Origin of the sequence: Actinomadura sp. RB99 (genome assembly GCF_014706005.1) — a bacterium.
Taxonomy (GTDB): domain Bacteria; phylum Actinomycetota; class Actinomycetes; order Streptosporangiales; family Streptosporangiaceae; genus Spirillospora.
Window position 1 is genome coordinate 1 of record NZ_JABMCA010000099.1, and the last position, 17,903, is coordinate 17,903.

Annotated in this window: 16 protein-coding genes; 7 read left to right on the forward strand and 9 right to left on the reverse strand. The window is 72.8% G+C overall.

Translation table 11 applies throughout. From position 1 onward, the window contains the following. The first annotated feature begins 155 nt into the window (after nt 1-155). The 3 genes from amrb99_RS44955 to amrb99_RS44965 all read left to right on the forward strand — a co-directional run bounded on the left by amrb99_RS44955 (nt 156) and on the right by amrb99_RS44965 (nt 3,278). Entirely contained in the window at nt 156-518 is a 363-nt protein-coding gene (locus tag amrb99_RS44955; RefSeq protein WP_190868214.1) for a VOC family protein, read from the forward strand. 166 nt (nt 519-684) lie between these two features. Continuing rightward, on the forward strand, nt 685-2,127 hold the full coding sequence (locus amrb99_RS44960) for a hypothetical protein (protein WP_190868216.1): 1,443 nt from the start codon (nt 685-687) through the stop codon (nt 2,125-2,127). Beyond that, a complete protein-coding gene (locus amrb99_RS44965; protein ID WP_190868218.1) occupies nt 2,124-3,278 on the forward strand; it encodes a hypothetical protein in 1,155 nt (384 codons plus the stop codon). Before amrb99_RS44960 ends, amrb99_RS44965 begins: the two co-directional genes overlap by 4 nt. A 102-nt stretch (nt 3,279-3,380) precedes the next feature. Here the strand turns inward: amrb99_RS44965 and amrb99_RS44970 are convergent, their stop codons facing one another. The 3 genes from amrb99_RS44970 to amrb99_RS44980 all read right to left on the reverse strand — a co-directional run bounded on the left by amrb99_RS44970 (nt 3,381) and on the right by amrb99_RS44980 (nt 6,630). Next, nucleotides 3,381-4,196: a PIG-L family deacetylase gene (locus tag amrb99_RS44970; RefSeq protein ID WP_190868219.1), complete on the reverse strand. Its 816-nt coding sequence runs from the start codon at nt 4,194-4,196 to the stop codon at nt 3,381-3,383. Nucleotides 4,197-4,263: 67 nt separating this feature from the next. Further along, nucleotides 4,264-5,118 carry a class II glutamine amidotransferase gene (locus tag amrb99_RS44975; protein ID WP_190868221.1) on the reverse strand — a complete coding sequence of 285 codons (855 nt, stop codon included), beginning with the start codon at nt 5,116-5,118 and terminating at the stop codon, nt 4,264-4,266. Nucleotides 5,119-5,175: 57 nt separating this feature from the next. Beyond that, nucleotides 5,176-6,630, reverse strand: coding sequence for an amino acid permease (locus amrb99_RS44980; RefSeq protein ID WP_347257134.1), 1,455 nt, complete (start codon nt 6,628-6,630; stop codon nt 5,176-5,178). Nucleotides 6,631-6,765: 135 nt separating this feature from the next. Between amrb99_RS44980 and amrb99_RS44985 the strand changes: the two genes are divergently transcribed. Beyond that, complete coding sequence (locus amrb99_RS44985; protein WP_190868223.1) at nt 6,766-7,266, forward strand: HAD domain-containing protein; 501 nt, start codon at nt 6,766-6,768, stop codon at nt 7,264-7,266. A 100-nt stretch (nt 7,267-7,366) separates the two neighbouring features. Here the strand turns inward: amrb99_RS44985 and amrb99_RS44990 are convergent, their stop codons facing one another. Next, the gene (locus tag amrb99_RS44990; RefSeq protein WP_190868225.1) at nt 7,367-8,023 is read right to left on the reverse strand and encodes a DUF1524 domain-containing protein; all 657 of its coding nucleotides are present in this window, start codon (nt 8,021-8,023) and stop codon (nt 7,367-7,369) included. Between the two features lie 237 nt (nt 8,024-8,260). Between amrb99_RS44990 and amrb99_RS44995 the strand changes: the two genes are divergently transcribed. Next, nucleotides 8,261-9,022, forward strand: coding sequence for an SDR family oxidoreductase (locus amrb99_RS44995; protein ID WP_190868227.1), 762 nt, complete (start codon nt 8,261-8,263; stop codon nt 9,020-9,022). Between the two features lie 66 nt (nt 9,023-9,088). On the opposite strand, the gene amrb99_RS45000 is transcribed toward amrb99_RS44995, so the two are convergent. Together amrb99_RS45000 and amrb99_RS45005 are read right to left on the reverse strand one after the other, a co-directional pair. Further along, nucleotides 9,089-9,733, reverse strand: coding sequence for a CoA pyrophosphatase (locus tag amrb99_RS45000; protein ID WP_190868229.1), 645 nt, complete (start codon nt 9,731-9,733; stop codon nt 9,089-9,091). After that, nucleotides 9,696-10,568 (reverse strand): helix-turn-helix domain-containing protein, encoded by an 873-nt coding sequence (locus tag amrb99_RS45005; protein ID WP_190868231.1) that lies wholly within the window; start codon nt 10,566-10,568, stop codon nt 9,696-9,698. Before amrb99_RS45005 ends, amrb99_RS45000 begins: the two co-directional genes overlap by 38 nt. A gap of 96 nt (nt 10,569-10,664) precedes the next feature. On the opposite strand from amrb99_RS45005, the gene amrb99_RS45010 reads away from it, so the two are divergent. Both amrb99_RS45010 and gltX read left to right on the forward strand, forming a co-directional pair. Next, nucleotides 10,665-11,243 carry a TIGR03086 family metal-binding protein gene (locus amrb99_RS45010; protein WP_190868232.1) on the forward strand — a complete coding sequence of 193 codons (579 nt, stop codon included), beginning with the start codon at nt 10,665-10,667 and terminating at the stop codon, nt 11,241-11,243. Between the two features lie 105 nt (nt 11,244-11,348). Beyond that, nucleotides 11,349-12,749, forward strand: a complete 1,401-nt coding sequence (gene gltX / locus amrb99_RS45015; RefSeq protein ID WP_190868233.1) for a glutamate--tRNA ligase — start codon at nt 11,349-11,351, stop codon at nt 12,747-12,749. An 11-nt stretch (nt 12,750-12,760) separates the two neighbouring features. Here the strand turns inward: gltX and amrb99_RS45020 are convergent, their stop codons facing one another. The 3 genes from amrb99_RS45020 to amrb99_RS45030 form a co-directional block, all read right to left on the reverse strand. Beyond that, the gene (locus amrb99_RS45020; RefSeq protein WP_190868234.1) at nt 12,761-13,783 is read right to left on the reverse strand and encodes a sulfite exporter TauE/SafE family protein; all 1,023 of its coding nucleotides are present in this window, start codon (nt 13,781-13,783) and stop codon (nt 12,761-12,763) included. A gap of 98 nt (nt 13,784-13,881) precedes the next feature. Then, nucleotides 13,882-14,541, reverse strand: a complete 660-nt coding sequence (locus amrb99_RS45025) for a response regulator (protein ID WP_190868235.1) — start codon at nt 14,539-14,541, stop codon at nt 13,882-13,884. 100 nt (nt 14,542-14,641) lie between these two features. Continuing rightward, nucleotides 14,642-17,903, reverse strand: a 3,262-nt coding sequence (locus tag amrb99_RS45030; RefSeq protein ID WP_241756534.1) for a HAMP domain-containing protein, incomplete at its 5' end; no start/stop codon positions are given.

Sequence of the window (17,903 nt, forward strand, 5' to 3'; positions counted from 1 at the left end):
CCGGCGCCGGCGCCGCGCCCGCGACCTCCGCCGGCGCCCGCCGACCCGACCCGCGCCGGGGCGGCCGCACCGCCTCCGACCTCCCATTCGTCCAAGACCCGCCGGGGAGGCGCGGCGGAGACTGGGCATGTCACCGGACGACCGAGGAGGACGACATGACCAGCGAGACCCGGCGGACCTTCTACCCGCTGATCGCCACCGCCGACCCCGACAAGTCGATGGAGTGGCTGGAGAAGGCGTTCGAGTTCGTCCCGCACGACGTGCACAGAAACGACTCCGGCGCGATCGTCCACGCCGAGATGGGGTACGACACCGGGCTCTTCATGTTCGGCACCGGCGTGCGGGTCAAGGCGGCCGTGTACGTGGCGATCGACGACCCGGACGCCCACCACGCCCGCGCGAAGGCCGCCGGCGCCGAGATCTTCCGCGAGCTCGCCGACACCGACTACGGCTCGCGCGACTACGCCGCCCGCGACCTGGACGGCAACGAGTGGTACTTCGGCACCTACCGCCCCTGACGCCGGAAATGGACGCGCCCGCCCCCGCTCCCCGGTGCTACGGTGCGGGGGCCGGCCGCGGGACTTCGGTGCGACTTCCGGAACCCGCCCTGTAAAGCGATGATTCGCTGCTCGCGCTCCCCTTCCCCGGCCGGCGCCCCCATCCCCCGGCCTGTGTTGGATCACGATGAGCGAGACGTTCGCGGACCTGATCGCCTGCGAGGACGCGCTGATGTTCGTCAACGCCGCGATCACCTCCACCGGCCAGCGGGAGTTCCACCACGCCCCCGGCGACCAACGCCTCTCCCTGGAGTTCCTGCACGCCTACACGCTGGAGAACTACCGGGAGGTCTACGCCGCGGCCCTCGCGCTCGACGTCAACGACCACAACGCCGCGATCATCATCCGCAACCTGCTGGTGCGGGCGTCCGACGTCGGCGTGGAGCGGCGCCGCGCCGAGGGGCGGCTGATCGCGCGGCGGCTGGAGCTGATGCCGCGGCAGCGGGTGTACCGGCTGTTCCGCGAGCTGCGCCGGCTGAAGGTCAACAACCGGCGCACGCGCGCGATCATCCGCGGCTGGCTGGAGGCCCGCGCCGACCCCGCGTTCGACGCCGTCAAGTACCGCAACGGCGTCAAGACCGCCGTCCGCCACGTCCACGCCCAGCCCGGCGGCGAGCTCCGCGTCTTCCTGTTCGATCCGCTCCGGGCGAAGTCCTACGCGACGCCCATCCTCGAGCAGTGGCGGCGCGCGCACTACGAGAAGGCCGCGCTGTACGAGCTGCCCTACACCGTCGCGGAGGGGTTCGCGGCCAAGCACCGCGTGCCGCGCGAGGTGTTCCTGGAGCGCATCGCGCCCCGCATGACCAGGCTGGAGCGGCTGCGCCTGCAGGAGAACGCGCGCGAGGCCGGCGCTTCGGCCGTGGCCGCGGACCTGACCGCGATGCCGCTGACCCGGCTGGCGTCCTACGTGCTCGCGCTCCCGCTCGACGACCGCGCGGCGCGCCGTGCGGAACTGACCGGGGCGCTGCGGACCGCCGCCCGCCGCGTCGCCGGGCCGGCGCGCGGCTCGTGGGGCCGCGTCGCGGCGGTGCTGGACGACAGCCACTCCTCGACCGGCTCCGGGCAGAAGCGCCGCCGGCCGCTCGCGGTCGCGCTCGCCGCCCACTACCTGCTGGAGGCGCTCGCCAAGGAGTACACGCCGCTGTGGACGTCGGGCCGCACCGACGAGCTGCTCGCCTACCCGTTCGGCCCGACGCCGCTGGGGGAGCGGATCATCGACGCGCTGGAGACGCGGCCCGACCGGCTCATCATCGTCTCCGACGGCTTCGACAACGCGCCGCCCGGCCTCGCCGCCGACGTCCTGCGGATCTGGCGGACGCGCCTCGACCCCGGGCACCGGCTGGCGCCCGGGCAGCGGGTCCTGATCGCCCACCTCAACCCGGTGTACGACGCGGACGACTTCGACGTGCGGAGGCTGTCCCCGGCCGTGCCGACCGCGGGCATCCGCGACGCGGAGGACCTGCCGACCCTGGTCGAGCTGGCCCGCTTCGCGGAGCGGCAGGTCGGCCTCGCGGGGCTGCGCGCCCACCTGGACGACCGGACCGCCCGGTTCCTGGGGGAGCGCGCATGACGTTCGCGCTGGAAGGGCTCGAGACGCGGCCCGCGCAGGTCTGGGGGTCCGTGCGGCTCGTCCCGCTCGTCCGGGACGAGCCCGTCCCGCACCTGCGGCTGCACCGGAAGGCCTACGAGGAGCCGGTGTCCGTCGTGGACGTCGGCGACGGGTCCGCCTACGTCTCGTTCGTCCCGCACGCGTTCGTGGCGACCTGGGCCGACGGCGACCAGGCCCCGGCGGCCTCCTACGGGACGCGCCTGCTGGAGCGGGACACCGCGGCCGCCCCGCCGCGCATGCCCGTCCGCCTCACCCGGCGCATGGCGCGCAAGGCCGGGAAGGACCGCCTCCGGTTCCTGCCGCTGCACCTGGCCGTCGAGGGCTACCTCGCCCTGCATTTCGGCGGCCCGGAGATCGTCTGGGAGGAGTGGTCGAGGCGGGCGGTGGCGCGCGGCCTGTCGCCGCGCTGCGAGGAGAGCTACCTCGGGCTCCACGTCCGCGGGCTGGGGGACGCGCTCCGGATCTTCGAGATCCATCCCGGGCAGTGCGGCGTGCTCGTCTACGTGGCCGACGCGCTGGCCAGCGCGTTCGTCACGCCGCATCCCGACGACTACCGCGCCCTGCACGCGACGCTGGTCGAGGACCTGTTCGGCGAGCTGATCTACAACTACGGGCTGCTCGGGCTCCCGGCGGGCGACCTGTCGGCGGGGATCGACGGCGCCGGGATCGCCTCGCTGCACGACCTGCGGGCCGCCGCGTCCCGGCGCCGGGACGAATGGGCCGCCTTCCACGACGAGGTCATGGCCGGCGACCTGTTCGACGAGGACGGCACCAGCCAGCGCGTGCAGCGCCTGCACGGGTTTGAGCTGTCGCGGTTCCTGCCGTCGTTCGGGCTGCGCAAGGAGAACCACATCGGCGAGACGATCACCGGGGAGGACGGCCGCGTCGCCTACCTGAAGACGTACCGGCTCTCGGACTCGCAGGTGCGCCGCGGCCACCTGCTGACGCGCCTGGCCGCGCACGAGTGGCGGCTGGGCGCGACGGCCGCCGCCCTCGGCATCGGCGAGGCGGCCCTGGCGCTGCGGCTGGAGCGGGCGGGCTTCGGCCACCTGCTGCGGCAGGACGTCCTCGACCACTACCGGGCCCAGGCGAGGCGCGGCGCGCCCGCCTGAGCCCGCTCTCCTAAGCCCCGTCCGCCTGGGCCGCGCCCGTGCGGGTCAGGCGGGGTCGTGCGTGGTCAGGCAGGGCCGCGCGGGTCAGGCGGGGCCGCGCCGTCAGCGCAGGCCCGCGAACAGGTCGTCCTCGTGGTCGGGGGCGGCGTCCACGCGGTTGAAGTGCCGGACGAACGTCTCGTTCGCGAAGACCATGTGCTGGACCTCCTCGGGCAGGCGCAGGAAGAAGATGTTCTCGCCCTGGCTCGCGTGCGCCTCCAGCGCCTTGACCTTGCGGGCGGCGTAGGGCGCGACGTCCACCACGCTGGTGATCATCTCGTCCGGGACGCCGAAGTCGTCCGGCGGTTCGAAGCCGACGTCCACCCCGGCGGCCTTCGCGACCTCGAACATCTTCGCGATGCCGGACCGGGGGATCGCCGTGTAGTACAGCTTGTCGGGGATGCCGGTCTTCTCGGTGGCGGCGACGGCGATGCGGTGCGCCTGGATGTGGTCGGGGTGCCCGTACCCGCCGTTCTCGTCGTAGGTGACGACGACCTGCGGACGGTACCGCTCCATCAGCTCGGCCAGCCGCCCCGCGGACTCCTCCAGCGGGACGTTCGCGAACGCCCGCGGGTCCTCGTTGGTGGACCAGCCCTCCATGCCGGAGTCGCGGTAGCCGAGCAGCTCCAGGTGCTCGACCGCCAGGATCCCGGCGGACTCGCGGACCTCGGCCAGCCGCCGCCGCGCGACCTCCTCCGCGTCGTGGCCCGGCTCGCCCGGCTTCACGCCGCCGGAGTCGTCGCCCTGCTCGCCGTTGGTACAGGTGACCAGCACCGTGCGGATGCCCTCGGCGGCGCAGCGCGCGAGCAGCCCGCCGGTGCTGAGGACCTCGTCGTCCGGGTGGGCGTGGACCGCCATCAGGGTGAGTTCGTGCTCCATTGCTCCGGGACTCCTCGGGGGCGCTCGTCCGACCCGGTCAACCCTACGCGGCGGCGGGTGAAGCAGATCACGTCTGCGACGTGGCCTCGGTCACCGACAGATCGTCCATGGAGATCCGGTGGGCCGGCGGGTCGAACGGGAACAGCGAGGTGGTGTCCGTGCCGTCCACGACCAGCAGCTCACCGGGTGCGAGGAGCCGCCAGCCGTCGGCGTCGTCCATCCGCTCGCTGGCCAGCACGTGGGCGACGGCCGGCTCGCGGTGCGCGGACACGTGCACGCGTCCGGGCTCGCGCTCGGACGCCATGTGGCGGGTCTCGCCCTTCTCGGCGAGGTCGTGCTTGAGCACCCACAGCTCGTGGGTGTCGGGGTAGCGCAGCGCCCACAGCCGCCTCGACTCGGCGAGCAGCACGTTGAGCGCGAAGACCGGCACCTCGGCGGCGATCCGCCGGACCGCGGCGATCAGGCCGGCGATGGTGTCGCCGTGCCGCCGGATCTCCGCCGTGACGTAGGCGAAGACCAGCTCCGAGTCGGTCTGCCCGCCGACCCGCGCGAGGTCCACGTCGGTGAGCCAGGAGCGGATCACGTCGAGGCCCCGGACCATCCCGTTGTGGGCGAACAGCCGGTCGTCCATCACGAACGGGTGGGAGTTGTGCACGTCCGGCTTGCCCGTCGAGGCGTACCGGACGTGCGACATGAACGTGTGGGAGACGACCTCGCGGGCCTCGGCGCAGAAGTCGGCGTCCTCGTAGGCCGCGATGGGCGCCCGGTCGCGGACCGGCTCCTCGCCGAGCGAGAACCAGCCGAGGCCCGTCCCGTCGGGCATCCGGCGGCTCTGCGAGGACAGGCTGTCGGGGGCGTCCAGCAGCCAGAACCTGGCCTGCACGCGGGGCCCGCCGGTCGTCATCCCGAACAGTCGGCACATGCCCCCACGATGCCCGCCGCGCCGGGACCGAACCGGTCCCGGCGGGTCAGGGATCGGTCATTCTTCGATCGGGTCCGCCGTCCGGGCCGCCGCGACGGACGCGACCCGTCCCCGCGCGCAGAACCAGCCGACCACCAGCGCGGCGATGATCACCGGGACGGCCAGCACGGTCTTGTGGCCCTCGCCGTCGTAGTCGAACCACATCAGCACGACGACCGCGGCGAGGAAGGCCAGCGTGACGATCTCGGTGACCGGCGAGCCCGGCAGCCGGTACGACGGGCGGGACAGCGCGCCCGTGCGGGCCCGCCGCACGAACAGCAGGTGCGAGATCATGATCATCGCCCACGAGCCGAGGATGCCGATCGCCGCGAAGTTCAGCACGATCTCGAAGGCGTCCTTGGGGACCCACGCGTTCAGGCCGACGCCCAGCACGCAGATCGCCGTGGTCATCAGGATGCCGCCGTAGGGCACCTGCGACCGGCTCATCGCCGTGGTGAACCGGGGCGCCGACCCGGAGGCGCCGAGCGAGCGCAGGATCCGGCCGGTGGAGTACAGCCCGGAGTTCAGGCTGGACAGCGCCGCGGTGAGCACGATGAGGTTCATCACGCCGCCCGCGGCGGGCACGCCGAGCTTGGACAGCACGGTGACGAAGGGGCTCTCGCCGTCCTTGTAGGCGCTCCACGGCAGCAGCATCGTGAGCGGCAGCACCGACCCCACATAGAACACCAGGATCCGCCAGACGATCGAGTTGATCGCCTTCGGCATGACCTTCTCGGGGTTCTCGGTCTCCCCGGCCGCGACGCCGACCAGCTCGGTGGAGGCGTAGGCGAACACGACGCCCTGCACGACCACGAGCATCGGCAGCACGCCCTTGGGGAAGATGCCGCCGTGGTCGAGGATCGTCAGCGGCCCGGCGTCCTGCGCGCCGACCTTGTGGCCGGTCACGACCAGCACGATGCCGATGCACATGAACGCGACGAGCGCGCCGACCTTGACGATGGAGAACCAGAATTCCAGCTCGCCGAAGATCCGCACGGAGATCAGGTTGATCGTGACGACGACCGCCAGCGCGATCAGCGCGAGCACCCATTGCGGGATGCTCGTGAACGCCTTCCAGTAGTGGATGTAGAGCGCGATCGCCGTGATGTCGACGATGCCGGTCGTCGACCAGTTCAGGAAGTGCATCCAGCCCGCGACGAACGCGCCCTTCTCGCCCATGAACTCGCGCGAGTAGGAGACGAACGACCCCGACGAGGGGCGGTGCAGGACCAGCTCGCCGAGCGCCCGCACGACCATGAACGAGAAGAACCCGCAGACCGCGTAGGCGATGGCCAGGGACGGGCCGGCGCTGGCCAGCCGCCCGCCGGCGCCGAGGAACAGCCCGGTGCCGATGGCGCCGCCGATCGCGATCATGTTGACGTGGCGCGTCTTGAGGGACTTGCGGTAGCCGGCGTCGCCCGCGTCGACGTGCGACGGCTCGGCCGGTGCCGTCCTCAAATCCTGGTCGCTCACGCCTCGTTACCGCCTTTCCACGGGGTGTCGCCTCGATGGCCCGGTGCAGTTTCGGTCATGGAGCCAAAACTGTCAAAACGCTGCCCAAAATGACCTTGATGTAACATCCGTGCCGCATGCCGTAGGTTCTCGGGTATGGGGTCGCCGCTGGTGCTGCTGGACGTTGACGGAGTGCTCAATCCGTTCGAAAGGCCGCACCGGGGCTATCGCCGCCATCGCTGCTCGCCCAACGGCGTCACGTTCCGCCTGTGGTTGAACGCCGCGCACGGCCCGGCGCTGCTCGAGTTGGCCGAGTCGGCGGGCGCCGAGCTGGCCTGGGCGAGCTACTGGTGCGACAACGCCAACGAGTGGATCTCGCCCCGGGTCGGGCTGCCCCGGCTGCCGTTCGTGCCGATCCCGCGGTTCCCGGGCATCGAGGAGGGCCGCACCCTCGGCGCGTGGAAGGCCCGGCACGTCGCGGCATGGGTCGAGCGGAGGCCGTTCGTGTGGTTCGAGGACGAGCCCGACGCGACGGAGTGCATCGCCGCCGAGGAGGGCGTCGCCGACCATCTCCTCGTCTCCGTCGACCCCCTGGTCGGCCTCACCGACGACGATCTGGAGCGGGGCGCGGCGTGGCTGCGCGCCCTCGCCCGCTGATCGCGCCGGCCGGGCGGTGCGGGCCCGCGCGGCCCGCACCGCCCGGCCGGCGTCTCAGTAAGGGCGGCGTCTCAGCGGGTGTCTCGGCAACCGCCGTGTCTCAGCAGGTGGCGAGCAGCCGGGTCAGGGCCGTCTTCTCCGCGGAGTCGACGGTCAGGCCGTAGCGGTACTTCACGTCGATCCAGGAGCGGGCGTACATGCAGTCGAAGCTCGCGAGCGGCGGGGTCCACTCGGCGGGGTCCTTGTCGCCCTTGGCCTGGTTGACGTTGTCGGTGACGGCCCACAGCTGCGAGGAGTCCAGGTCGTTGGCGAACGCCTGGCGGCGCGCGGTCGTCCAGGACGAGGCGCCCGACCGCCACGCCTCGGCCAGCGGGACCATGTGGTCGATGTCCAGGTCGGAGGCCTGGGTCCAGGTCGCGCCGTCGTAGGGGCTCGTCCAGGTGCCGGAGACGGCGGCGCAGGAGGAGTCGGTGGTGACGTTCACGCCGTCGCGCTTGAGGACGACCTCGCGGGTGTTGCACGTCCCGGACTGGGTGATCCAGTGCGGGAACTTGTCGCGGCTGTAGCCGGACTCCGACCCCTCGGGGGCGACGGTGAGGCCGGCCAGATGGGTGGCGGCGGTGCTCGCGCCGGGCGGGGGCGGCGGAGCGGCGTCGGCGGCGGGGGCGAGGAGAGCGGTGCCGGTGAGGGCGGTGCCGGTGAGGGCGGTGGCGAGGGTGGCGGTGAGGGCGGTGGCGGTGATCCCCGTGCGTCTCACGGGAACTCCTTTTCGCTCGGGAGCACGAGCCACCAAGTCTTGAATACTTGAATAAACCGGATATGTCCGTTTGGTTAGCGGGGGTCACGATCCGGTGACGGTCGCCAGGGGCGCCAGCGCGGCCGCCGCGCCGCCCGCAAGGGGGCGCGCGGATTCTTGTCAGGGGCCGCTTACGGGCGCGGCCGCGCGGCGGGCAGGATGGTGCTCCGCGTTCCGCGATCTGACGAAGGAGTGCCCATGAGTTCTCTCGCCGGCCGTACGGCCCTGGTCACCGGGGGCAGCCGGGGGATCGGCCGCGCCATCGCGCTGGCCCTCGCCGCCGACGGCGCCCGGGTCGCGATCGCCTACCGGCGCGACGAGGAGGCCGCCCGCAAGACCGTCGCCGACATCGAGGCCGCCGGGTCGCGCGGCCACGCCTTCCAGGCGTCCGTCGACTCCCTCGACGCCTGCCGGGCCCTCGCCGCCGCGGTCGAGGAGGGACTCGGCGAGCTGGACATCCTCGTGCACAGCGCCGGGATCGCCAGCCGCGGCAACAGCGTGGCCGACACCGACCCGGCCGAGCTGGAGCGGGTGCTGCGCGTGCACGCCTTCGGGCCGCACCACCTCAGCCAGGCGCTGATCCCGCTGCTGAGGCGCGCCGACCGCAGCGACATCGTGTTCGTGTCCAGCGTGGTCACCGACCTGATGCACGCGAACTCGGGCCCCTACGCCATGGGCAAGGCGGCCCAAGAGGCGCTGGCGCAGGTGCTGTCGAAGGAGGAGCGCGCCAACGGCATGCACGTCAACGTGGTCGCTCCGGGCGTCGTGGACACCGACATGGGGCGGCGCCTGGTGCGCGCGACGATGGGTGTCGACGACATCCGCCAGGTGGACGCGGCCTCCCCCTACGGGCACGTCTGCACGCCGGAGGAGGTCGCCGACGTCGTCCGGTTCCTGGTGTCGGACGGCGCGTCCTACCTCACCGGGCAGCGCATCGTCATCGACGGCGGCACCTTCTAGCCGCCGTCACGCGCCCCGCCCCGCCGCACCGCGCCCCGCCGGGCCGGGACCCGCCCGGCGGGCCCGCTAGTTGCGGGTCCAGTCGGGCTGGGCGAAGTCCGCGACCCTGGCCCGGCGCCCGAGCAGCACCACCTCGCGGAACTGCCACAGCATCGCGCCGGTCGGGGCGTGCACCCGCCAGTCCGGCGCGAGCCACATCTGCAGCAGGCTGCCGCCGTCCGGGAGCGGCACCCACCTCGGGGTGTCGTCGTCGGCCAGCCTGCGCAGGCTCGTGTAGTGGACGGAGTGGACCTCGTCCGGGTTCGGGACGAGCGGCCCGGGATCGTCGAGCACGACCACGATCGGGGTGATCGCGAAACCGGACGCGGCGGGGAAGTCGTCCAGCCGGCCGACCACGTCGGCCGGGCCCGCGACCAGGCCGATCTCCTCCCGCAGTTCCCGCAGCGCCGCCTCCTCGGCGGTCTCGCCGTCCTCCAGCCGGCCGCCGGGCAGGCCCCACTGCCCGGCGTTCCGCCCCTGGTACGCGCGCCTGATCAGGATCACCGACGGGACGCCGTCCTGCTCCACGGCGCACAGCACGACCCCGGCACGGCGCAGACCCGGCCCGTCCGGGACGGTGGTGTGCTCGAACCCGCCCAGCCGCTCCGCGGCGAGCCGGTGGAAGGCCGTCAGGTCATCGAGGGGGCCGGGGATCGCGAGGGGGTCCGTCATGTCCCGATCCTGCCAGTTCCTCCTCCCGTGCGTACCGGGCGGGCGAGGTGCCGACGGCGGCGGTGAAGTCGCGGGTGAAGTGCGCCTGGTCGGCGTAGCCCAGCTCGGCGGCCAGCCGCGCCCAGTCGACCTGGGTGCCCGCCTCGGCCCGCTCGGCCGCCTCGATCATCCGGAACCTGCGGATGACCCACTTCGGGCCGATCCCGACGTACTCGTGGAACAGCCGCTGCAGGCTGCGCGGGCTCACGCCCTCGTCCCGGGCCAGCTCCCCGACGCGGACGACGCCGGGCCGTCCCGCGATGCGCCCGACGATCGCGGCGGCCCGCTCGGCGGACGGGGCGGGCTCGGGACGCAGCCCGGCGAGGAACGCCTCCAGCCGGGCGACGGCCGCCGCGTCGCCGGGCGTCGCGAAGACCTCCGCGGCCAGGTCGAGCCCGGGCGCGCCGAACACCTCGTCCACGCCCGCGAACCGGCCGGTCAGCGCGGCCACCGGGCCGTCCAGGAACGGCCGGAACCCGCCCGGACGGAACGCCGCGCCGATCACCCGGCCCTCGTCCGCGATCTCCTCGACGAAGTCGTCGCGCACCACGCCCACGATCCGCGCCCGCGTCGCGCCGCTCGTCAGGTAGCTGGTGAAGGTCATGTGCACCGACGGCCGGGTCAGCACCTGCTGCCGGTGGGGCGGGCGCCCCCGCAGGTCCCAGCGCAGCGTCCAGAAGAAGTCCACGAAGGGGGCGAGGGCGGGCGACGGCGCGGCCCGCTCGACCCGGAAGCTCTCCAGGCCCGTCCGCGGGCGCAGGATTCCGCGCGTCCCGCCGGGTAGGGATCGGCCCATCGGACCAGGCTAGCGGTGTCGTGTTTTTTCAAGACCGCGCGCGGCGGCCCGGCCTAGCGTGGACCCATGTTCGAACGAATGAGCGAAGGAGTCGTCATGGACATCCGGAGGCAGATGCGGCCCGCCGCTGACGCCGCGGCGCGGATCGTCCTGGAGACACCGGAGGACCGCCTCGACGCGCCGACCCCGTGCTCCGGCTGGGACGTGCGGGCACTGGTCAACCACCTGATCCTGTGGAACGGGCGGGGCGAGACCGCCGCGCGCAGGGAGCCCGTGACCGGGCCCGGCGAGGACCACGACTTCACCGCCGAGCCCGGCTGGGCCGAGCGGTTCGCCGAGCAGGCCCGCAGGACCGCCGACGCGTGGAGCGACCCCGCCGCCTGGGAGGGGAAGACCAGCCTGACCGGCGCCAAGGAGGGCATGCCCGCCTCGTTCATCGCCGGGATCGTGCTCGGCGAGTGCGTCGTGCACGGCTGGGACCTCGCCGTCGCCACCGGCCGCGAGCCCGGCCTCCCGCCGGAGGTCGTCGAGGCCGCCTGGGAGCAGCTCGTCCCGACCGCGGAGTTCAGCCGCAAGTACGGCGCGTTCGGCCCGGAGGTCGCGGTCCCGGAGGACGCGCCGCTGCTCGAACGCCTGCTCGGGCTCGCCGGCCGCGACCCGTACTGGAAGCCCTGACGGGCGCCCCGCGCCCGGCGGGAACCGCGCCTCGATAAGGGCGCGCCGCGCGGCGCGCCCTTATCCGGGCGCGAGCGGGGCCTCGCTCGCTCTACCCTTGAGGGCATGTCAACGAGCTCTTCGATCCGGGTACGTTTCGCGCCGTCGCCGACCGGCATGTTCCACGTCGGCGGCGCCCGCTCCGCGCTGTTCAACTGGGTGATGGCCGCCCAGTCGGGCGGCACGCTCGTGCTGCGGATCGAGGACACCGACGCCTCCCGCAACAGCCCCGAGTGGACCGAGGGCATCATCCGCGCCCTGGCCTGGCTCGGCATGGACGGGGAGCAGTACGAGGGCCCGTACTTCCAGTCCGCCAACGCCGACAAGCACGTCGAGGCCGCCCGGACGCTGCGTGACCAGGGCCGCGCCTACTACTGCGACTGCACCCGCGAGGCCGTCGTCGCCCGCACCGGCGACCAGCACAAGGGCTACGACGGGTTCTGCCGCGACCGCGACCTGGAGCCCGGCCCCGGGCGCGCCCTGCGCTTCCGCACCCCCGACGAGGGCCAGACCACCGTCGTGGACCTGCTGCGCGGCAAGCCCGTCTTCGACAACGCCGTGCTGGAGGACTTCGTCATCGCCCGCGCCGACGGGTCGGTCACGTTCCTGCTGGCCAACGCCGTCGACGACATGAGCCAGGGCATCACCCACGTCGTGCGCGGCGAGGAGCACCTGTCCAACGCGCCCAAGCAGCAGCTGCTGTGGGAGGCGCTCGGCGGCGAGCCGCCCGTCTGGGCGCACGTCCCGGTGATCGTCAACGAGAAGCGGCAGAAGCTGTCCAAGCGCCGCGACAAGGTCGCCCTGGAGGACTACCGCGCCGAGGGCTACCTCGCCGAGGCGATGCGCAACTACCTGATGCTGCTCGGCTGGGCCCCGTCCGGCGACCGCGAGATCGTCCCGTGGGACGTGATCGTCGACGAGTTCCGCATCGAGGACGTCAACTCCTCGCCGGCCTTCTTCGACGTCAAGAAGCTGCGCGCGATCAACGGCGAGTACATCCGGGCGCTGCCGGAGCAGAAGTTCATCGCCGAGTGCCTGCCGTTCCTGCAGGAGGCGCCGTTCGACGTGGACGTCGCGGTGTTCGCCGAGCTGGCGCCGCTCGCGCAGACCCGCGTCGCGCTGCTCTCGGAGATCGTCCAGATGATCGACTTCGCGTTCCTGGACGAGCCGCCCGCCGACGAGCAGTCCTGGAACAAGGCGATGAAGGAGCCCGCCGCCGACATCCTCGCCGCCACCGAGGCCGCCTACCAGGACGCCCCGTGGAACGCCGACGAGCTGAAGGAGCGGCTGGAGCGGATCGGCGCCGAGCACGGCCTCAAGCTCGGCAAGACGCAGGCGCCCGTCCGCGTCGCCGTCACCGGCCGCACCGTGGGCCTGCCGCTGTTCGAGTCCCTGGAGATCCTCGGCCGCGACCGGACCCTCGCCCGCATCGCCGCCGCCCGCGCGAAGCTCGCCGCCTCCTCCTGACCCCCCCGGGGTCAGCGGAAGGTGATCGCGCCGGGGAAGTGGCCGGACGCGCACATGAACGGCATCCGGCCCGGGGCCGGGGCGCCCAGGTCGACGCGGGTCTCGCCGGTCGCGGGCAGGTAGACGTCCTTGTCGCGGCTCGGGATGGTGAAGACCCGCATGTGCCCGGAGGTGTGCCGGGTCCGCAGCACGAGGACGGTGTGCACGCGGGCCCGCGCCGTCAGCAGCGCGGGCCGGTAGCCCTGGTCCAGGGCCCACACCGTCACGACCTGGGTGCCCGCCGCGTCCGTCGGGACGAACCGGGCCGAGTCGGCCGCCGCCGTCGCCCCGCCGCCGGACGGGAGCCAGCCGCCGAGCCGCAGGCCTGACAGCAGCGTCCAGCCGGACGCCGCGAGCAGCGCCACGGCGAGCAGCGCGGTCAGCCGCCCCCGCAGCAGCGCCATCGTCCGCCCGACGGTGACGCCGATCAGCCCGAACAGCGGCGCCGTGCCCAGCACGAACGCGCCCATGACCACCGCGCCGCCGAGCGCGGAACGCGACGTCACGGCCAGCAGCTCCGCCGACAGCGTCAGCCCGCACGGGACCAGCACCGTCGCGGCGCCCAGCACGGCGGGCCGCCGGGAGCGCCCGCGTTGGGGTGGGTGACAGGCGTCCTCGCCCTCCCCGGCCTCGGGGGAGTGCTCCCGGCCTCGTCCCAGCAGGCGGCGCACCGGCCGGAAGCCCAGCAGATCGAGGGCGAACAGCGCCAGCGCCGCCGCGGCCGCCGCCAGCAGCGCCCCGCGCACCCGCGGACCCGGCTGCACCGCACCGCCCGCCAGCCCCAGCAGCGCACCCAGCGCCGCATGCGAGACCAGCTTCGACGCCAGGAACACCGAGACCTGCCGTACCGGGCGCGTCCCCGCCGGGCCGGAACCGGCGCCGGCCGCACCGCCCACCGCTCCGGTCAGTAGGCCGATCTGCGTCGCCGCGCACGTGGTGCCGCCCGCCAGCAGCCCCGCCCCGGCGCCCGCGAGGAACAGCCCCGCGACGTCCACGGCCCACCTCCCGGCGGAAGCATCCCCGACACCGAAGGGCGCAAAGCGTCACTGACCGGACACGGCCAGTCGATCATCCCTCGGGGCGGGACCGCGGTTCACTCGGCGGGCAGGAGGGCCTCCCGCAGCGCCGCCAGGCGCCGCTCCAGCTCGTCGTACTCGCCGCGCCGCGCCGCCGGCAGGTGCTTGCCGACGGTCTCGGCCTGCTCGGCCACCGCGGCCAGCCGGTCGGCGACCTGCGGATCCGCAGGCCGCGGACCGTCCCCGTTCTCACCCGGGGCCCCGGCGTCCCGCGCCTTCAGCAGCGTCGACTGCTCGCGCAGCAGCGCGGCCTGCTCCCGCAGCAGCGCCGTCTGGTCGCGCAGCTGCTTGTTCTTGGTGTGCAGCTCCACGAACACCGACACCTTCGCGCGCAGCACCCACGGGTCGAACGGCTTGGAGATGAAGTCGACCGCGCCCGCCGCGTACCCGCGGAACGCGTAGTCGGGGTCGCTGTTCACCGCCGTGAGGAAGATGATCGGCAGGTCGCGGGTCTTCTTGCGGCGCTTGATGTCGCGCGCCGTCTCGAACCCGTCCATCCCCGGCATGACGACGTCCAGCAGGATGACCGCGTACTCGTCGGTGAGCAGCGCCTTCAGCGCCTCCTCGCCGGAGCGCGCCCGGACCAGATCCTGATCGAGCGAACTGAGAATGGCCTCCAGTGCGATCAGGTTCTCCTCGCGGTCGTCCACGAGCAGGATCTTCGCCTTGTCGTCCACGCGTCGTCTCTCCGATTCCGGTCCGGCCTCCCGCCGTGCGGCCACGCCCAGCCCCACGCCCGGCCCCACGGCGACCCTACCTGCCAGGCGACTCCTCTCCTCAGCGGACGATGGAGGGTTGCAGCCAGTTCCTCATGACGTCAAGGAGATGATCCACGTCGACGGGCTTCGGCACGTAGTCCGACGCGCCCGATTCGAGGCTCTTCTCCCGATCGCCCTTCATCACCTTCGCGGTGATCACGATGATCGGCAGCTCGGCGAACTGCGGCATCTGCCTGATCGCCGCCGTCGTCGCGTACCCGTCCAGGCCGGGCATCATCACGTCCATCAGCACGATCGCCACGTCCGGGTTGCGGTGCAGCAGGTCGATCCCCGCCTGCCCGTCCTCGGCGTACAGGACCTCCATCCCGTACCCCTCCAGGACGGACGTCAGCGCGAACACGTTGCGGACGTCGTCGTCGACGATCAGCACCTTGCGGCCCGACAGCACCCTGTCGACGAAGTCCGCCGGCGGCTCCGCCAGCATCCCGTTCAGCGCGGGCTCGGGCCGCCGGACCTCACCGGGAGGCCGCTGGTCGGCCGGAAGCCCGTTCTCGCGGCCGGACGCCGCGCGCGGCGCGCCGCCCTCGGCGGGACCGCCCGCCGGCAGCGCGGGCGCGGCCTCCGCCGCACCCTCGGCCTCCTCCTGCGCCGCGGACCGCCGGCGGCCTTCCGCCTCGCTGTACTGGGCCGGCAGGTACAGCGTGAACACGCTGCCGCGGCCCGGCTGGCTCTCCGCCTGGATCTCGCCGCCCAGCAGCCGGGCGATGTTCCGGCTGATCGACAGGCCCAGCCCGGTGCCGCCGTAGCGGCGGCTGGTGGTCCCGTCGGCCTGCTGGAACGGCTCGAAGATCTCCTGCAGCTTGTCGGCGCTCACCCCGATGCCGGTGTCGATCACCCGGAACGCGATGACGTCCGGGGTGTTCCACAGCGCCGGCAGCGTGAAGTCGATGTCCCCGGCCCGCTCGATCACCAGCCGGACCTCGCCCTCGGCGGTGAACTTCACCGCGTTCGACAGCAGGTTCCGCAGCACCTGCTGCAGCCGCTGCTCGTCGGTGTTCAGCGTCGGCGGGACGTCCGGCGCGACCTCCACCCCGAAGTGCAGCCCCTTGTCGACCGACAGCGGGCGGAACGTCGCGTCGACGTAGTCCACCAGCGCCGGCACCGACAGCCGCTGCGGATGCGCCTCCATCTTCCCGGCCTCCACCTTGGCCAGGTCGAGGATGTCGTTGATCAGCTCCAGCAGGTCGGTGCCGGACTCGTGGATCGTCCGCGCGAACTCCACCTGCTTGTCGGTGAGGTTGCCGCCCTGGTTCTCCGACAGCAGCTTGGCCAGCACCAGCAGGCTGTTCAGCGGCGTCCGCAGCTCGTGCGACATGTTCGCCAGGAACTCCGACTTGTACCGCGAGGAGATCGCCAGCTGCTCGGCGCGCTCCTCCAGCGTCCGCCGCGCCTGCTCGATCTGGAAGTTCTGGATCTCGATCGCCCGGTTCTGCTGGGCGAGCAGCGCCGCCTTCTCCTCCAGCTCGGTGTTGGAGTGCCGCAGCTCGCCCTGCTGGCGCTGCAGCTCGTCGGAGCGTTCCTGGAGCTCCTGCGCGAGCCGCTGGGACTCGCCGAGCAGCGCCTCGGTCCGGGTGTTGGCGCGGATCGCGTTCAGCGTCACCCCGATCGTCTCGATCAGCTGGCTGAAGAACGCCAGGTGCACGTCCGTGAACCGGCCGAACGAGGCCAGCTCGATCGCGCCGAGCACCTCGTCCTCGAACACGATCGGCAGCACGATGATGTTGACCGGCGACGACTCGCCCAGCCCCGACCCGATCCGGACGTAGTCGGCGGGCGCGTCGTTGATCAGCAGCGGGCGGCGCTCCTGCGCGGCCTGCCCGACGAGCCCCTCGCCGAGCGCGAACCGGACCGTGCCGATCCGGCTGCGCCGCGTCCCGTACCCGGCGATCAGCACCAGCTCGGTCTCCTCGCCGCCCTCGGCCAGGTAGAACGCGCCGTACTGGGCGCTCGCCGTCGGCGTCAGCTCCCGCATGATCAGCTCGGCGACCTGCATCAGGTCCCGGTGGCCCTGCATGAGCCCGCCGATCCGGGCCAGGTTGGTCTTCAGCCAGTCCTGCTCCTCGTTCGCGCGGGTCGTCTCGCGCAGGGTGGCGACCATCAGGTTGACGTTGTCGGACAGCTCGGCGACCTCGCCGCGCGCCTCCACGGTGATCGTCCGGGTCAGGTCGCCGGTGGCGACCGCGCTGGCCACCGCGCCGATCGCGCGGACCTGCGTGGTCAGGTTGCGGGCCAGCTCGTTCACGCTCTCGGTGAGCCGCTTCCAGGTGCCGGAGACGCCCTCGACCTCGGCCTGCCCGCCGAGCCGCCCTTCGCTGCCCACCTCGCGGGCGACCCGGGTCACCTCGGACGCGAACGACGACAGGGTGTCCACCATCGTGTTCAGCGTCGTCTTCAGCTCCAGGATCTCGCCCTGCGCGTCGACGTCGATGCGGCGGGTCAGGTCGCCGTGCGCGACCGCCGTCGCGACCTGCGCGATGTTGCGGACCTGGTAGGTCAGGTTGGACGCCATCCCGTTGACGTTGTCGGTCAGGTCCTTCCACATGCCGCCCGCGCCGGGCACGTGCGCCTGGCCGCCGAGGCGGCCCTCCGTGCCGACCTCGCGGGCGACCCGGCTGACCTCGTCCGCGAACGCCGACAGCGTGTCGACCATCGTGTTCAGCGTGTCCTTGAGCTGAAGGATCTCGCCCTGCGCGTCGACCTCGATCTTGCGGGTCAGGTCGCCCTGCGCGACCGCCGTGGTGACCTGCGCGATCCCCCGGACCTGCACGGTCAGGTTGTTCGCCATCGAGTTGACGTTGTCGGTCAGGTTCTTCCAGACCCCGCTGACGCCCTGGACGTTGGCCTGGCCGCCGAGGCGCCCCTCGGTGCCGACCTCGCGGGCGACGCGGGTGACCTCGTCGGCGAAGGCCGAGAGGGTGTCGACCATCGTGTTGACGGTGTCCTTGAGTTCGAGGATCTCGCCCTGGGCGTCGACGGTGATCTTCTTGCCGAGGTCGCCCTCGGCGACGGCGGTGGTGACCTGGGCGATGTTGCGGACCTGGTAGGTCAGGTTGGACGCCATCCCGTTGACGTTGTTGGTCAAGTCCCGCCAGACGCCGCCGGCGCCGGGCACGTTGGCCTGGCCGCCGAGACGGCCTTCGGTGCCGACCTCGCGGGCGACGCGGGTGACCTCGTCGGCGAAGGCCGAGAGGGTGTCGACCATCGTGTTGACGGTGTCCTTGAGTTCGAGGATCTCGCCCTGGGCGTCGACGGTGATCTTC

Coding starts and splice junctions, on each gene's coding strand:
- gltX (WP_190868233.1), top strand. CDS start 11,349: ATGTCAACGAGCTCTTCGATCCGGGTACGTTTCGCGCCGTCGCCGACC.
- amrb99_RS44955 (WP_190868214.1), top strand. CDS start 156: ATGACCAGCGAGACCCGGCGGACCTTCTACCCGCTGATCGCCACCGCC.
- amrb99_RS44975 (WP_190868221.1), bottom strand. CDS start 5,118: ATGTGCCGACTGTTCGGGATGACGACCGGCGGGCCCCGCGTGCAGGCC.
- amrb99_RS45010 (WP_190868232.1), top strand. CDS start 10,665: ATGGACATCCGGAGGCAGATGCGGCCCGCCGCTGACGCCGCGGCGCGG.
- amrb99_RS44970 (WP_190868219.1), bottom strand. CDS start 4,196: ATGGAGCACGAACTCACCCTGATGGCGGTCCACGCCCACCCGGACGAC.
- amrb99_RS44985 (WP_190868223.1), top strand. CDS start 6,766: ATGGGGTCGCCGCTGGTGCTGCTGGACGTTGACGGAGTGCTCAATCCG.
- amrb99_RS44960 (WP_190868216.1), top strand. CDS start 685: ATGAGCGAGACGTTCGCGGACCTGATCGCCTGCGAGGACGCGCTGATG.
- amrb99_RS44965 (WP_190868218.1), top strand. CDS start 2,124: ATGACGTTCGCGCTGGAAGGGCTCGAGACGCGGCCCGCGCAGGTCTGG.
- amrb99_RS45000 (WP_190868229.1), bottom strand. CDS start 9,733: ATGACGGACCCCCTCGCGATCCCCGGCCCCCTCGATGACCTGACGGCC.
- amrb99_RS44995 (WP_190868227.1), top strand. CDS start 8,261: ATGAGTTCTCTCGCCGGCCGTACGGCCCTGGTCACCGGGGGCAGCCGG.
- amrb99_RS45005 (WP_190868231.1), bottom strand. CDS start 10,568: ATGGGCCGATCCCTACCCGGCGGGACGCGCGGAATCCTGCGCCCGCGG.